Annotated in this window: 21 protein-coding genes and 1 pseudogene; 8 read left to right on the forward strand and 14 right to left on the reverse strand. The window is 48.4% G+C overall.

The window, feature by feature from the left end; all coding sequences use genetic code 11:
* The first annotated feature begins 100 nt into the window (after positions 1 to 100).
* On the forward strand, positions 101 to 646 hold the full coding sequence (locus EDM52_RS16045) for a GbsR/MarR family transcriptional regulator (RefSeq protein WP_122909988.1): 546 nt from the start codon (positions 101 to 103) through the stop codon (positions 644 to 646).
* A 247-nt stretch (positions 647 to 893) separates the two neighbouring features.
* Positions 894 to 1454: a cysteine hydrolase family protein gene (locus tag EDM52_RS16050; protein ID WP_122909989.1), complete on the forward strand. Its 561-nt coding sequence runs from the start codon at positions 894 to 896 to the stop codon at positions 1452 to 1454.
* A gap of 74 nt (positions 1455 to 1528) precedes the next feature.
* Here the strand turns inward: EDM52_RS16050 and EDM52_RS16055 are convergent, their stop codons facing one another.
* Positions 1529 to 1729: a YwbE family protein gene (locus EDM52_RS16055; RefSeq protein ID WP_122909990.1), complete on the reverse strand. Its 201-nt coding sequence runs from the start codon at positions 1727 to 1729 to the stop codon at positions 1529 to 1531.
* Between the two features lie 98 nt (positions 1730 to 1827).
* Here EDM52_RS16055 and EDM52_RS16060 point away from each other — a divergent pair, with 98 nt between their 5' ends.
* The 5 genes and pseudogenes from EDM52_RS16060 (at position 1828) to EDM52_RS16085 (ending at position 4206) form a co-directional block, all read left to right on the forward strand.
* Positions 1828 to 2304 (forward strand): hypothetical protein, encoded by a 477-nt coding sequence (locus EDM52_RS16060; RefSeq protein WP_122909991.1) that lies wholly within the window; start codon positions 1828 to 1830, stop codon positions 2302 to 2304.
* 195 nt (positions 2305 to 2499) lie between these two features.
* Positions 2500 to 2883, forward strand: a complete 384-nt coding sequence (locus EDM52_RS25710) for an Hpt domain-containing protein (protein ID WP_122909992.1) — start codon at positions 2500 to 2502, stop codon at positions 2881 to 2883.
* 183 nt (positions 2884 to 3066) lie between these two features.
* Positions 3067 to 3195 (forward strand): annotated as a pseudogene (locus tag EDM52_RS25715) (spore gernimation protein); the annotation flags it as partial.
* 416 nt (positions 3196 to 3611) lie between these two features.
* Positions 3612 to 3815 carry a cold-shock protein gene (locus EDM52_RS16080; RefSeq protein WP_122909995.1) on the forward strand — a complete coding sequence of 68 codons (204 nt, stop codon included), beginning with the start codon at positions 3612 to 3614 and terminating at the stop codon, positions 3813 to 3815.
* A gap of 79 nt (positions 3816 to 3894) precedes the next feature.
* Positions 3895 to 4206, forward strand: a complete 312-nt coding sequence (locus EDM52_RS16085; protein WP_122909996.1) for a hypothetical protein — start codon at positions 3895 to 3897, stop codon at positions 4204 to 4206.
* 58 nt (positions 4207 to 4264) lie between these two features.
* Here EDM52_RS16085 and EDM52_RS16090 read toward each other — a convergent pair whose 3' ends face one another.
* The 4 genes from EDM52_RS16090 to EDM52_RS16105 all read right to left on the reverse strand — a co-directional run bounded on the left by EDM52_RS16090 (position 4265) and on the right by EDM52_RS16105 (position 7676).
* On the reverse strand, positions 4265 to 5395 hold the full coding sequence (locus EDM52_RS16090; protein WP_245997008.1) for a histidine kinase N-terminal domain-containing protein: 1131 nt from the start codon (positions 5393 to 5395) through the stop codon (positions 4265 to 4267).
* A 126-nt stretch (positions 5396 to 5521) separates the two neighbouring features.
* The gene (locus tag EDM52_RS16095; protein WP_122909998.1) at positions 5522 to 6412 is read right to left on the reverse strand and encodes a BclA C-terminal domain-containing protein; all 891 of its coding nucleotides are present in this window, start codon (positions 6410 to 6412) and stop codon (positions 5522 to 5524) included.
* Between the two features lie 69 nt (positions 6413 to 6481).
* Positions 6482 to 7255, reverse strand: a complete 774-nt coding sequence (locus EDM52_RS16100; protein ID WP_183185145.1) for a hypothetical protein — start codon at positions 7253 to 7255, stop codon at positions 6482 to 6484.
* 115 nt (positions 7256 to 7370) lie between these two features.
* A complete protein-coding gene (locus EDM52_RS16105) occupies positions 7371 to 7676 on the reverse strand; it encodes an alpha-helical endospore appendage domain-containing protein (protein WP_122910000.1) in 306 nt (101 codons plus the stop codon).
* A 196-nt stretch (positions 7677 to 7872) separates the two neighbouring features.
* Between EDM52_RS16105 and EDM52_RS16110 the strand changes: the two genes are divergently transcribed.
* Entirely contained in the window at positions 7873 to 9273 is a 1401-nt protein-coding gene (locus EDM52_RS16110) for a methyl-accepting chemotaxis protein (protein WP_122910001.1), read from the forward strand.
* A gap of 41 nt (positions 9274 to 9314) precedes the next feature.
* Here EDM52_RS16110 and EDM52_RS16115 read toward each other — a convergent pair whose 3' ends face one another.
* The 9 genes from EDM52_RS16115 to EDM52_RS25720 all read right to left on the reverse strand — a co-directional run bounded on the left by EDM52_RS16115 (position 9315) and on the right by EDM52_RS25720 (position 13989).
* On the reverse strand, positions 9315 to 10160 hold the full coding sequence (locus tag EDM52_RS16115; RefSeq protein ID WP_122910002.1) for an N-acetylmuramoyl-L-alanine amidase: 846 nt from the start codon (positions 10158 to 10160) through the stop codon (positions 9315 to 9317).
* A complete protein-coding gene (locus EDM52_RS16120; RefSeq protein ID WP_122910003.1) occupies positions 10160 to 10618 on the reverse strand; it encodes a phage holin family protein in 459 nt (152 codons plus the stop codon). Before EDM52_RS16120 ends, EDM52_RS16115 begins: the two co-directional genes overlap by 1 nt.
* A gap of 117 nt (positions 10619 to 10735) precedes the next feature.
* Positions 10736 to 10936 carry a cold-shock protein gene (locus EDM52_RS16125; protein WP_122910004.1) on the reverse strand — a complete coding sequence of 67 codons (201 nt, stop codon included), beginning with the start codon at positions 10934 to 10936 and terminating at the stop codon, positions 10736 to 10738.
* Positions 10937 to 11057: 121 nt separating this feature from the next.
* Positions 11058 to 11843, reverse strand: coding sequence for a LolA family protein (locus EDM52_RS16130; RefSeq protein ID WP_148038766.1), 786 nt, complete (start codon positions 11841 to 11843; stop codon positions 11058 to 11060).
* Between the two features lie 277 nt (positions 11844 to 12120).
* A complete protein-coding gene (locus tag EDM52_RS16140; RefSeq protein WP_122910007.1) occupies positions 12121 to 12258 on the reverse strand; it encodes an XkdX family protein in 138 nt (45 codons plus the stop codon).
* Entirely contained in the window at positions 12255 to 12383 is a 129-nt protein-coding gene (locus tag EDM52_RS25470; RefSeq protein WP_276330124.1) for a hypothetical protein, read from the reverse strand. The genes EDM52_RS16140 and EDM52_RS25470 overlap by 4 nt, the downstream gene beginning before the upstream one ends.
* Positions 12384 to 12637: 254 nt before the next feature.
* Positions 12638 to 12865: a hypothetical protein gene (locus tag EDM52_RS16145; protein WP_245997011.1), complete on the reverse strand. Its 228-nt coding sequence runs from the start codon at positions 12863 to 12865 to the stop codon at positions 12638 to 12640.
* Between the two features lie 24 nt (positions 12866 to 12889).
* Positions 12890 to 13663 (reverse strand): XkdQ/YqbQ family protein, encoded by a 774-nt coding sequence (locus tag EDM52_RS16150; RefSeq protein ID WP_245997013.1) that lies wholly within the window; start codon positions 13661 to 13663, stop codon positions 12890 to 12892.
* Positions 13636 to 13989 carry a hypothetical protein gene (locus tag EDM52_RS25720; RefSeq protein ID WP_245997016.1) on the reverse strand — a complete coding sequence of 118 codons (354 nt, stop codon included), beginning with the start codon at positions 13987 to 13989 and terminating at the stop codon, positions 13636 to 13638. Before EDM52_RS25720 ends, EDM52_RS16150 begins: the two co-directional genes overlap by 28 nt.
* Positions 13990 to 13994 lie beyond the last annotated feature (5 nt).

A 13994-nucleotide genomic window follows, 5' to 3' on the forward strand; every position in this document is an offset into this window, starting at 1 on the left:
GAATAACTCGGATATACTGTACGATATATCCATTTACTTTTTGCAGTCAGAAACGTACAATCTACTCAGGCAAATTGACCAGAGGAGTGCTTTTTTCAAAATGGAACCCAATCAGGAAAAAATCCTCGCCAAGGCACAAGATCGCGTGATTGAGACTCTGGCCCGAAACATGGATTTGTACGGCATCACGATGTCTACCGGTCTCTTGTACGGCACCCTGCTTTTTCAGGACAAGTCCATGACGCTTGATGAAATGGGACAGGCTCTGGGAATGAGCAAGACGAGCATGAGCACCAGCGTGCGTACATTACTCGATATGAATATGGTTGATAAGATATGGAAAAAAGGAACTCGCAAGGATCACTACGAGGTAAATCTGGACTGGTACCAGAATTTCATCGATCTTTTTTCCACCAAATGGCGGCATGCCTGTGAGCAAAATGTAATGGTTTTGAAAAAGTCCTTGCAGGAGCTTTATGCGCTCAAGGAGTCGGAAGAATGGTCTGCCGAAGACCTTGAACGTGTAAACCTCAGTATTCAAAGGATCGAGAATGGCTTGGAGTACTACCAATGGCTCTCCCGCTTGATCGACTCCTTTGAATCCCACGATATCTTTCAGTTTGTACCGAAACAGGAAAAAGAATGAGAAGAAGCCCAGATACAAAAAACGCTCCTGCTGTTGGGATCATGCAAACAGCAGGAGCGTTTTTGTATTTGTTTCCCATGACTCATGATATACTTCTCTTGCAGCCCTTCGCTGCCATTCTTTCCCTTGAAAGGAGCTGACGAAAATGAACAAACACTATGAGCTTTCTTATTCTTGCATGCAAACCACCAGCAACCACAGGGGGAACCTGGCAGACTGACGTTCTCCCACCATAGGAGGAAACGAAATGATTCGCAAAACAGCACTACTCGTCATTGATGCCCAAACAGGCATTATCGAAGATCCATCGAATGGTCCGGTTCACAATCCAGCAGGCTTGATCCAGACCATCCAGCATGTGCTCACAGAAGCACGTCAAAGATCGATACCGGTTCTGTATGTACAGGACCTGGATGTTGCCGAGGCAGGAGAAGAGGCTTTTGCTATTCATCCCGCCATTGCACCCCTGCCTGATGAACCAGTCGTCTTGAAAAGAGCAACGGATTCCTTTCACGGAACCACCTTGCATGAACAGCTGCAGGCGAACGGCATCAACCATCTCGTGATCGTGGGATGCAAAACCGAATACTGCATCGACAGCGCTTGCCGCAAAGCAACGACTCTCGGCTATGATGTCACCCTGGTCCGTGACGGCCACTCGACCAGCGACAGCGCGGTTTTGTCTGGTGAACAGATCATTGCCCATCACAATACCTGCCTGCATGGTCTTGGAAATCTGGAGCCTTTTATTCTGGTTCGCCATTCGCAGGAAAACGTCTTCGAACCTACTCACGACTCGTATCGTTAACGCCAATACAATTGAATCATAAAGAAGGATAGATCCAGCAAACGGGTCTATCCTTCTTTCATTACTGACCTACACTATCCCTTTCGGATGATTTCCTGCACTCTTCCCACCTGTCCATCTGTCAGACGAACCTTGATGCCATGAGGATGTGTCGCCGAGTTGGTTAGAATGTCTTTGACGATACCCCGCGTCCTTTTGCCAGTACGCTGGTCCTGTTTCAAAACAATATCAACTTCAAGTCCTGCAAGGACATCCTTGCGATTTTTGCCATTCATGCTGATTCCCTCTTTTCCCTTGCCTCTCAAGATTTTCATTCTTTGTGCCTACGTGTGATATAATCGACGAACAAACTATCCAAATCACGGAGGAATCCATGCTATCTTTTGAAGATAAACTGGCGATCATCGAATCATTTCCCCAGTTAACCCGTAATAACGTCTCCCTCAAGCGTGTCAATTTCCATTATGAAGGCAGCCTGCACGATAAAAAAACAGTCGTGTATCATCTCCATCCGAACGGCAATGGCTTTGTCTATGGGGCGTACCTCAAAGGCTATAGAAAAGATGATAAAGGCTTCGTCAACATTCGCGATTTCTCAGAAGACGAGCTTCGCACCATCATCGAGGCTTCCATTCAGATGCTCTCGGAAAAACGGGAGCCTGTCGTACAAGCAGCCGCACAAAAAGAGGAGCTGGAGGAAACCTGGGTCGACCAAGAGAACCGTACCTTGATCCTTCAAGAGGAAGACACGCTGTGGAACGTCTACCACGGTTTGAACCTGGAGGCTTCCTTTGAATCGTACAAGGAAGCTGCACAGTATCTGAACGAAGAAGGCTTTTTTAAAAAATAGGCAGGACCTGTCTCCTTTCAGCTGTCCCCTCGTTCGCTAATCTGACAAGGAATATGGATTGGATAAACGCACCTGTTGTGATACTCTTCGACCTAGTTAGATGTACATTACCAGATCGCTGACGTTTCAACAACTTGCACAAACAGCGCTGATGACTGTATGTGGCGATCGCAACCAACGGGGGACAATACCGGCATGAAGAAATACCGCGATACCTTGATTCACAATATACACAAGCAACTGGAGGCCTGGTTTGACCAAACCGGGCCTATTCCTCATGAGGAGCTTTACCGTTTCCTGCATTCGTTAAAAGGGACTGCTGGCACGATCGGACTTCAGGATTTGGCCGACGTTGCGCAAGTCTTGCTGGACCAGCTAGAAAGCTTGCCGCCAAAAGATTGGAAATCAACGGAATGTCAGCAATTCATCCTCACCAGGAGCTCATTTTTGACGACGAAATCCATGAACTCCCTCATCTCCCGCATTCTAACGTACTATCCAAGGAGTCTAACCCTATTGACATCAGCTCCAGCAATGGCAGTGAAAAAGGACAGGTCGTCATCATCGGGGATGACCTGAACCTGTCCGAGCTGCTGCGCGACGAGCTGATCGGATCTGGCTTTACCGTCCATTCCTATTCCCAGGTGTCCCAAGCATTGCGTGCCATCGAGGAGCTGAAGCCTGACGCCGTGGTCCTGGATCTGGTACTCAAGGATGGCGAGAACGATTGGGAAGTCATTGAGAAGATGAGAAATCACCCCCATGAAAAACCATACCATTACCTTCTTTCAGACTGGCATGATGATGATGCTGACGATAGGCTTAATGAACCATGTGATCGTCATTCCGATTCTACTGGATGCAGCAAAACGAGACTCGTGGATTTCTGTGCAGGCAAAATCTTCTTCTCCATGTTTCTGTTGAAGGCGAGATTACACAGCTGTTGCGCGTAACTAAAGAAGCTGAATGAAAGAAATGGATTCGAGAAGCTATCGCCGGCGAGATTCGGAGAACGTATCAGGAAGGATTGAAATTTAAGGTCGATGCGCTCCAGCTATCGAACGCCTTGTACAGAAAGTATCCACATCAATGGCATCGCCTGGCGGTTGACCGGGAGCTGCCCTTGGATGAGAATTCGATCAAATCCATTAAGTTTCAGGTCAAGTTGCTAGGCGGCAATTTATCAAAGCTCAGGGAACATAAATAATGGGCAGACTAAAAATAATGTTGGTATAAATATCGATGCTTCCTCACACATTAATAGAGGTTACTTTTTTGGAAGGATGCCCCGCGAAGGAGGAGTTCACATGTATTTCTCAAAAAAAGCAGTAGTTCCTGTCGAAGAAGAAGAAACTGACGTATGGACTTGCAGTACGGACGGCTGTACGTGTTGGATGAGAGATAACTTTTCCTTTGAAAAAAGCCCCACCTGTCCCTTTTGTCAGGGTGAAATGACCAAGGACACCCGCATGCTCCCCGTGTTGATGAATCATAGCAAACGAAATTCCTGATTTTCTTCTCACTCGAACTCTTGCCGGAACTCCTCTACTTCCCTACAATATACATACGATGATTTTGAGGAGCATGCCGATGAACAAAAAAGAGATGGAAGCCCAAGTGATTCAAGCCTACCAGCGAGACGAGGGCATGATGATACTCGTCTTTGCGCAGTGGTGCGTCAATCAGGGGCTTGACGCGCGTGAATTGTATCGCCGCGCTTACCCTGATCAGGGCGATAATCCGCTTCTTGCCCAAATGCTTGACAATACGGTTCCCAAGGAAGAAGCTGAGGAGATTCCCGACGGAACTTTACTTGGCGTTCTCTCCCTTTTCGGCAATGACGATTTGGCATTTGTCGTAAGTGAAGAGATCGAGCGACTCCAAAAACAGAAGAAAGCATAGAATAACCGCTAGTCTTTTTCACTGAAAAAAGCAGGTGCAGTCGGATCAACGATCCGATCTACACCTGCTTTTTGTCATACTCATGGAAGGCATGTATTTGCTCAAAGCACATGGTAAACGTCGTCCGTTCGTCAGAGGATTCGCAAGTAATCGTACCTTCATGGCGCTCAATGATCTCCTTGCATACATACAGTCCGATACCCGTTCCAAGCTCCTTGGTTGTAAAAAATGGCTCAAAAATAACAGGCAGCACATCTGGCGGAATAGGTACCCCATTGTTGGAAATAGCGATGTTGGCTTGTTTGCCCTCCTGACTGGCTTCGATGCTGATGAGCCTCTCTCCTGTGATCCGCTGCAGGGCATCCAGGGCGTTGGAAATGATGTTGATCAGCACCTGCCTGATTTCATCCCTGCTGCCAGTCAATTCGCATGCTGGATCGATGACACACGTGATCTCAGCGTTGACATCCACAATCGTAGGGTAGAGAAAAGCCAAAATCTCTTCAAACAGCTGATGGACATTGAAGATTTCGTCATTCTTTAGCACAGCCGAACCTTTTTTTGAAACAAGCAAAAATTGTGACACGCTGTAGTTCAACTGATGTAATTCATTTTCAATAATATGTAGGTAGGGCAATTCTGGATGATCTTCGCGAATTAGTTTGGAAAACCCAATGATCGAAGTTAACGGATTGCGGAATTCATGCACAAAGCTGGATGCCAATTGGCCCAAAATGGTCAGCCTGTCTTTGTGTGATCGCTCGATAAACATCTGCTTTTCTGCCAGATCCCTGTTTTTCAGTTCTGTGTATTTGGATACGGCATGAACCAGGAAAATGTCAAAACATTCATTTATTTTCAACAAGGCCGGTAGCAGAACAGGAGCAGAAATCCCTCCCTCCTGCAAGCAATCGAGGATCAGTTTGCGTCCCAAGCAAACGTTGTGAACAAAATCAGCAATATTGATTTTTGCCTGATTACGCTTACACGCCACCTTAAAGGCCAGGTTTCGAATATCCTCCTCGGTTATCTCGGAGCGAAAATACCCGATGACCATTCGATACATCGCTTGTCCATTTAGATGAATTCTGTCTTTTAAATGATCGTGTTCGGATACCACTACCTGGTTTTTAAACTGTTCTACGATTTTTTCTTCCTGTTCGTCCAGAAATACTGTTAATGGATCCATGAACAACGCTTTCACCTCGTATGAGTTTTTTTCATATATCTGCCATCATTATACAATCACCGACTGGATGTTGAAAGGAAACAATAGGAAAAGAAGGCACCAAAAATCGGAGCCTCCTTTTTATCTTTATAGCAGTTTCACTATCGTCATTGTAGCACCTGCTCCAGCAATCAGCATCACTTCCCCAGTAAAGTCAAACAATTGCAAGGAAAGCGTGTCGCCAGGCTCTAATGGCACAATCACGGTATTGTAGAAAGTAGAAGCCTCGTGATCAGAACCAATGACGGACGGTGTAAAACTCGATCCATTCATGATCAAACGCGCGCTGATCGGTATTGCTTCCGTCAAATGCACGGAATACGTCACAACGTAATGACCTGCAACCGATACAGTGAAAACAGCATTACTGTCATCTACGGAAATTCCTTGCAGCACTTGACTTTGCGGTAAGGGAATATTCGTACCCTCGTCTTCAATGCTGATATCAGAGCCATCTGTGTTGGCTCCAAAAGCACTTACCTGCGACAGCGGTGTGCGAGGATCCCAACCTATTTCCGCGGTTTCATCCGTTTCTGCTGTTGCCGTTATCTCTTCCTCCTCCGACATTTCGGCCTCTTTGATGTATGCTGCAGGTTCAGCCGACTCCATAGCTTCGGTGATGACGACAGGCTTGACGCTCGCATGAGTCGATCTCCCTTCAGAACGTTCCCCCGCAAAGCGTTCCGATACATTCAGCAGTGTTTCCAGCCTGGATTGCAGCAGCATTTCTAGTCGAATAGCGGTATCCAGCGTCCCCTTGACACTTTGGTCGATGGTCATCAGCTCATCTACACCCACGCCGGAACTGTCCGCTCCTGGCAGTGTTCCCAGCGCATATTTCATTTTTTCTCCTTCTGCCGCCAGGATTTGCGTGAGGCTCAGCTCCTCCATCGCAACCGCAGATAAAAGCAAATTGATGGCATCGTCTCTGGTAAGCGTGATCTCCGGGTTGATATGCGGAAAATTGGGATAAGACATACTCCTCCCCCTCTCTTGAACGACACTCCTCCTATACACCATATTCGCGACCGAGACGATTCTTTTACTTTATTCACTGTTTTCTTCTTCATCTTTTTTCGTGGAACGATTGGCCCGCTTCCTGCGCTTAATTCCCGGTGTCACACCTTCATTCAGCCAGGGCTCTTCCACAGGTCTTGCCGAGTGAAAAGAGGCTTGCACTTGAGGGGTCTTGAACACGCTGTATGGCTTCATCCGAATTAACGTCTCTTTGGTTTTTTGGGTGACAGACTTTGAAAAAGGAGAGTGCAGGTCCAGCTGAGTTCTCAGCTTTTCCAAAGCGAGACGAAAAGAATGCTTGCTACGCTGTTGTTCATCTCCTGGTTCTGCCTGCCAATCCTCCCACAGCTCCAGCACTTCCCGCTTCCTTGTCTGCAAACGCAGCATTTCTTCTCCCTGCAGCAGCAAGATCATCATGATGCTTCCCACACCATCCGCCTTTTGACGCTCTTGTCTCGCTGGTTGAATTTGTGTCACATAAAAGCTCAAAAAACTAAAAAGCGACTCCAGCAACGTGCATACAGAGGCTTCATTGGCCACCAACGCTTGCTTCAAAGCCTGCTTGTGAGAGGATCCCTCCAGATCTCTGATCATGGTCAAGGAAGAACCGACGAAGAGAACCTGCATTCTTCTATACAATGCCGATTGAATCAGGAGTATGGCATCCAGCCAGGCACGGTACGTATCCAGCCAGCGAATGAGCTGTTGTGTCGTCACAACAGATTGCTGTTCCTTTCTGGCATGCACCCAGGAATTCATTTGCGCTGCTTGTGTCATGACGATGGCGGCTACAGCTTTTTCCATCGAAATTGCGGCTTCGAGCAAGCCCAAATGGCTGGAGCCCTCCGCTTTTCTGGCGAGCGTCCTTACGCTGTGGGCGGCTATTCTCAGAACATGCTCCGATACAGGGCTGTTCCCTCTATTTTTCATCGTGTACACGACTTTTTTCGTCTAATTCCACGATCTGATCCAGCTTGAACTGTAACAGGATTTGCTTTCCAACCATCGTCCGAAGCATCCGCTCAACGCTCCGATTCATGCGAATCAGATCCTCCACGGATACATCTTCTTGCTCCAGAATTCGCTGCATTTTTTCTCCCTCAGCTGTCATGATCTGCGAGAGGCTGATCTCTTCCATCGCAATCGAAGACAGCAGAAGATGGACCACTTCATCTCTTTTCAGATCGATTCGTGGTGTGATATCGGGAATGTTGGGCAGTGACATTCGCTGACACCCTCCATTTCACTACACGCGTGGCTCGTTGCTTGTCCGCAGACAGCCTTACTACCACCATATTTCAGAAAACGGGATTTTATGAATACTGCCTCACACAGAAGCTCTTGTCATATTCGCAAATATTGATGTAAGATTATATAACACATAAGTAACATGAAAAGAAAGAAGGAAAGGATGAGGTCGCTTGGGATTGCTTTTGAAAATTGTCAATGCGTATAAAAACCCCTCGAATCCGGAAAGCACCTCGGATGGTCAGCTTTTGACGGACGACATCCTGGTCGCAACGGATCGCTTGGAGTCCATCGTAGAGCGGATCTATAACGAATCCGGAAGAATAGAGCAAGTATCTGACAACGTGTTGAACATGAGCGAAAACATCGTGCGCAACCAGACAGAGACTCTAGATGGAGTGGAAACGTTGACTCATTATTTGCAAACGGTTCAGCATCGTGCAGAAGATACCTCCGCTCAAGCCAAAATCATGCGTGAAATCAATGCCTCTCTGGAGCGAGATATTGACTTTGCTACCAACGCGTTGACAAATACGAGCGAGACCTTTTCCAACCTGACAGCCAATACGCGGCGCACCTCGGAGTCCATTCACTTTTTACTCGAACAAATGCAGCATATTTCGGAGATCCAGCAGATGCTCAAAAACATGGTCGAACAGACAAATCTACTTGCTCTGAATGCTTCGATTGAATCTAATCGCGCAGGCGAGCACGGTCGCACTTTTTCTATTGTCGCGCATCGGATCCAGGAGCTGGCAGATGAAGGAAAACAAAACCTGCTCAAAATCGATCCACTGATGAACAGTATTCAACAGGCATCCAACGAGGTATTGGGCGTGCTTAAGGAAAGTCAGGAGTGGATCGCGGTAAATAAGGAGGAGTTGGAGGAAGCCCGGCGCTCTTTGGGCCAGGTTCAGGGGCAATTCAACGTACTGGAGCAAATGATTTCTGAAAATGAAGCATCCTGCATCAAGCAAGTGGAGATCGTGCAAAACATGACCGGCCAGCTCTCTCATTTGTTACATAAATCGAGGGAAAGCACCCAGCTTGCGACGGATGTACAGGCAATCTCTTCCAGCCAGAACGGGATCGTCAAGCAGCTGCTGGAAGCGAGCAAGCACCTCACCCACATATCTGATGAATTTTCCGAGGTCGTCAAGCACCATGCTGATGCACCAGACCTTCTGGATAACCCTCAACTGACCATCGACATGTACGCCCAATGGAAAAATAAACTCGAGCTGTGGGCGAGTCATCCACAATTGATAACATCACCACCTGAACTGCTACAGTCCATTTTTCAAGCCTGGATGGAAGAAACCGACGAGCTGGAAGCTGTCTGGCTCAATCAAACCAACGGAGATTTTCTCCACTCCCTGCCCCCCGCTGGCATTATCAACGCCAAACGTCGGCCTTGGTTTGCTGGAGCCCTGCAAGACGGTTTTTACATTTCTGCGCCTTATGTATCCGCCATCACCAAGCGCCCCTGCGTCACCATCTCTATTTTGTTGAAGGATTCAGATGGTACACCGCAGGGGATACTCGGGACGGACATTCGTTGCCATATGATCTAACTTTCACCATGTACGACCGCAGCAGCAGGCACATCATCCGTTTACTTCTGTTTCGCTTCCAGAATGACCGCTTTGCGTACGGCATCCCATGTCGCTTGCATGCCCAAGGCTTCGGCCAGCTCGCGTGCAGGTGTATAGGAGATGCCGCTTACGTTTTCTGCGGTCACGGTCTGGCCATTCACTCGGACGACTTTCGTATGCGGGTCCCACTCCACACTGCAACCCGCTTTTTCTGCGACTGCACGAACAGGCAGATAGGAAATCCCCTGTTTCAGATATCCTTGAGCTCCTAGAGAGAGTTGCCCATCACACTTATCCACATGCACCTCTGGATATTGTGGATGACTTGTTAATAAATTGTGGACATCTTCCTTAAACCTTTTCCATGCCTCTTCGGCTGACAACCCGCGATACATCTTGGCTTCCTGGTCTGCTACGAAGAACGCGGGACAGATTTTTCCGGTAATATCGTAGTGCCGCCACAACTTATTCACATCCCAACCATAGCGCTTGAGGATGTGGACGACCAGCTCGACTGTCTGTTGATACATGATCGAAAATCGCCCATCCGCATTCACGCACATCTCGATCCCGATCGTGCAGTTGTTCGGATAGCTGCTGAGTCTGGCGAGTGCATCCTGCTTGTAGGATTTTGCCCCGACGTGATACCCCATCTCCGTCTCAGGCAAACAGCGTACAATCTGCTTGTCGTCCACAATGTAATGCGCGCTGGCTACGGTCGTCGGCTTGTTGAAATAATGACGGTTGGCCATCGCGTCGGCCCCTGCCTTTGGATTGGCCGTCCAATGAATGACCACGCCTTTAGGGACAATGCTTTTCCCTGGACGGGCATTTTTGTTCGTCAACAAAGCTTCCGTGATCCTCATCACCCCTTCCCCTTTCGCGCTGCTCGCTCTGCCTTGGCCTGGATCTCAGATGAGACCAGCTTGACGACAGACTTTGGCAGGGGCCATCCCGCGCAGTAAGCGTTGGCAGTCAGGCTGGTCCAGGTATGGTAGATCAACCCGAAGGTGACGCCGAAAAACAAAAAGCCGGGTGTCCCCACCACTCGATCCAGCAGGTTGGCGACCGCTGGCAAGGCAATCAAAAACAGCGATCGCGGGACACGATTCAGCCCGTAATCCGAGGAATACGTCAAATCCTTTTCCGCTGCATACACGCCAGTCAGCCAGTCCAGCGCGATCATGACCAGCAGGACGACGAGAATGTCCCTGCGCTCACTCCCGTACAGATAATGAAAAACAGGAGCCATACTGGCCCCTGCTGACACGGCCCACCCATTGGCGTGTGTGGCTAGTGTATCCAAAGATTGGAGAAATCGCATATACAGCTCCCTCCTTTTTTTGTACAAAAATTCAACAAGCCCTGCCAGTGCGGCAAGGCTTGTTGTAATGGCGAAAATGAAAACAGACCCTTTTTCCAGGGTCTGTCGCTTTATCAGTTATGCCTTGCGGACGTTCGTCGCTTGAGGCCCGCGCTGGCCATTTTCAACGTCAAACGTAACCTCTTGTCCTTCCTCCAACGTTTTGTACCCTTCTCCTTGGATGGCGGAGAAGTGTACGAATACATCCTCTGCTCCCTCGCGCTCGATGAATCCAAAACCTTTTTCACTGTTAAACCATTTCACTTTACCGTGTTCCATTGATTGCCTCCTAGCATGTAGCACATACATGTTCGTAATGTTTGACTTACCTCGTTAGTATGTCCCGCGGAAGGGAAATCTAACCTGACTTTTTTTAAAAAAGATGGACGGGACGATCGAACTACGGAGTTTGCTTCGCTTGCTCTTCCTTCATCAAATCCTCCTGCGTTACCGTTTTTACTCCCTGGGGAAGTGTCAACGTAAAAGTATCAGGCGCAAATGGCGGTGCCACATCCAGTTTTGTCACCAGCGTCTCGAAATGATCCCCTTTGCTTTTCATGACAATTCCAGTCTCTTTGTCGATCCATAATTCCAGATCCGGATACTTTCTGTTTTTGGATGCTTCGAGCACAGGCATGTTTGGCGGGATAGGAACCGCTTTCCCTTTGCCTACGAAATGATAAGTAGGCCGATTGCTGATCTGCTCTTCTCCTGCAAGCGTAATATCAGTGGTTGCCTTCAGCTTGTTCAGATTATAGACAGGATCGATGCTGGCTGCAAAGGTCGTCGGAGCAGGGTACACAATCGCTCGAGGGTCCCCAACTTTGTAAATCGTCGTTTTTCCATCCTTGCTGACGACCTGATGCACCGGCCCATCAGACATTGTGCTCGCCTCGTCCCGGTATAGCCCGTTTGCCGTATTGTCCCAGTATATAAGCTTGGTGATATCGTATCTGTTGAAATTGAACTGGTAGACGGTTGAAGTACATTCGGCATAGACAGGAACACGTTTTTTGGCCAGAATTTCTTCGATAAGCCGGGCAGTCTGGGTTTGGTTCTGGTTCTGGTTCTGGTTCTGCGTGGCGCTTGCAGCCATACCGCTGCCTTCCCCTAATGGACTTACCGTACCGCCAAGGAGTATAACTGCGCACAGCGCTCCAACCAAAAGGCCTTTTTGCTTGTTCATCCTATCGCACACCCTTCTGTTATTTTTCAACATTTTATCGATCATCCTTTTTTTAACGAAAAGGATCTACCCTTTAGACGTTGGAAAGGAATGGCTCTTACACCTGTTTGGAAAAATACGCAGAATGAGGATGTGGATCATGGACTTCAGATCCGATCGATCCCAAGGGTGGCTGGAAAAGCTCTATGATTTGGGGAAGTGGGAATCAGAATAGTTGCGGGTTTCGGATAGTCTTTACAATGACGGTCTCGTCTTTTGATCGGCACCTGTACGAGATTTAATATTCTTCTCCCGTAATGGTGAAAAATTCCTCTGCGGTGATTTCCCCGTGTGGCCGTTCTTCGGTTTTCACGGCGAGGCGAAGCTGTTCGAGAGATACCCATTTCAGCGTATAAGCCATCTTCCAGAACGTCATTGGGCCTCTCCTCCTTTGCGTTCGATCAGCTTCAGCTTGACCAGGGCCAGCTCCTGACCCAAGGTGTAGATCATCGATTCTTTTTCGAGATCGGCGGTTTTCAAGGCAGATAGTTCAGCTTCCATGGTTTGAAACGGCTTTTTTTTGATTCTGTTTTTCCTGTTTTACTTGCGAAAGCGGTTTTGCGTTGTACAGCTCGACTGACAATGAACACACCTCCTGATTATGAAACGTTTTGAGGTAAATGATTAAGAACCTCTTCTAAAGTTATTCCAATCGCTTACTGGCGGCCATCCAACGTATTAAAACTAATCACAAACCGGTTATCCCGAAAATCATTGGTCAAATGATGCTTCTCCTCCACCAAGCTCAGGAAACATCACTCCACCACCCCGCAAACGAGATATTGACCGTTTGTGCAGCGCATCAGGGCTACCGTCCTGCCGATATCCTCCACTCTCAAGTTGGCAGAACGCAAAACTTCCAGCTCATAGTCTTCCAAGGGCGTCGGGTCCTCGTCCAGTTTTACGGAAAGCGGTGTGATCGACAGTAAAACCCCAAATTCCCCCTGCGTGTCCACCAGCCCTTCCTGAGCTGCTTTTCTCAATCTAGCAAGTACCGATTACATCCCTTACCCCCTCCTTTCCAGCTGCAAATCCACCGTGTAAAAGCCACCCTTCCAATGGGTATTGCTGCTCGTCACAATCCAGTCTGTGATACTCACATGGTCCTTCTCCAAAATGCGAATCAGCCAACCTGCACGCAATCTGGCCGCCTGATCATCCTGATGCCTGACCGTAATGGAGCGTGTGCGAGGAATCCTCGACAGCTCCGACAGCTGCTTGGCTGCTAGAGCCGCGAGATTTTTGTCCTCCCCTGCATCGATCACCTTTTGCATGCGTCCGATCTGTTTGATCAGGCTCTCATTTTCTTTTGTTACCTGGCTCGCAAGCTTGTCGTCCTTGTATCGCTCGACCGTGACCACGGTGTACACATCCTCGATGCTTTCCCCAATCGAACTGCTTTCCAGCATCCCTGCCTGAAACATCGGGATGATGCTGTTCCCGCCCTCCGGAACCACCGTCAGCTTGTCTCGCTGATGAGTAACAAAATAGCGTACCCCTGTTTTTTCGTACGCCTGCTCCGTCAGCATCGAAAACAAAGCCGTATGGATTGCGGCATGATCCGCTCCTTGATCGAAAAACCAAAGGCCGGACAGGAAAAGGATATGCCTGATGAGCGAATGACTCGGGCAAGCTCCGTACCGGCATCTCCGTCCAGCTTCATGCGCGAGATTTCGTTTTTTTTGCAAATACCAGCTTAACTCGTATGCCGTGACAGTCAGGTCCCCATTCTCGTCGTAAATCTGGCAGTTCTTCAGCTTGATATCGCGTGCAATCGCCATTTACAGCACCTCCCAATCGATGATAAAGTATTCAATCGCATCCAGCGGTTTCGCAGAAAGCAAGAAGCCTCGACGATCCCCGGAGCCGTTTTTCTGGTCGGTAAAGGTCCAGCCCGAATCGATGCCCCCTGCTGCTCACGTACGGTCAAATAGGCATGTACAGAAGAGACAAATACAGCTCCACCGAGGTAGGCTGTTTGCTGCACACGAGCCACCGCTGCCTCACCGAGCTTTTTCACCCGTACATAGACGGATTGCTGGGTCTTGCTCACCAGCTCTGACGCGTCTGCAAAGGAAAATTTCTCCGTCGTCAATGGCCCCGTCACTTTCT

The organism is Brevibacillus invocatus, assembly GCF_003710915.1.
Lineage (GTDB): Bacteria > Bacillota > Bacilli > Brevibacillales > Brevibacillaceae > Brevibacillus > Brevibacillus invocatus.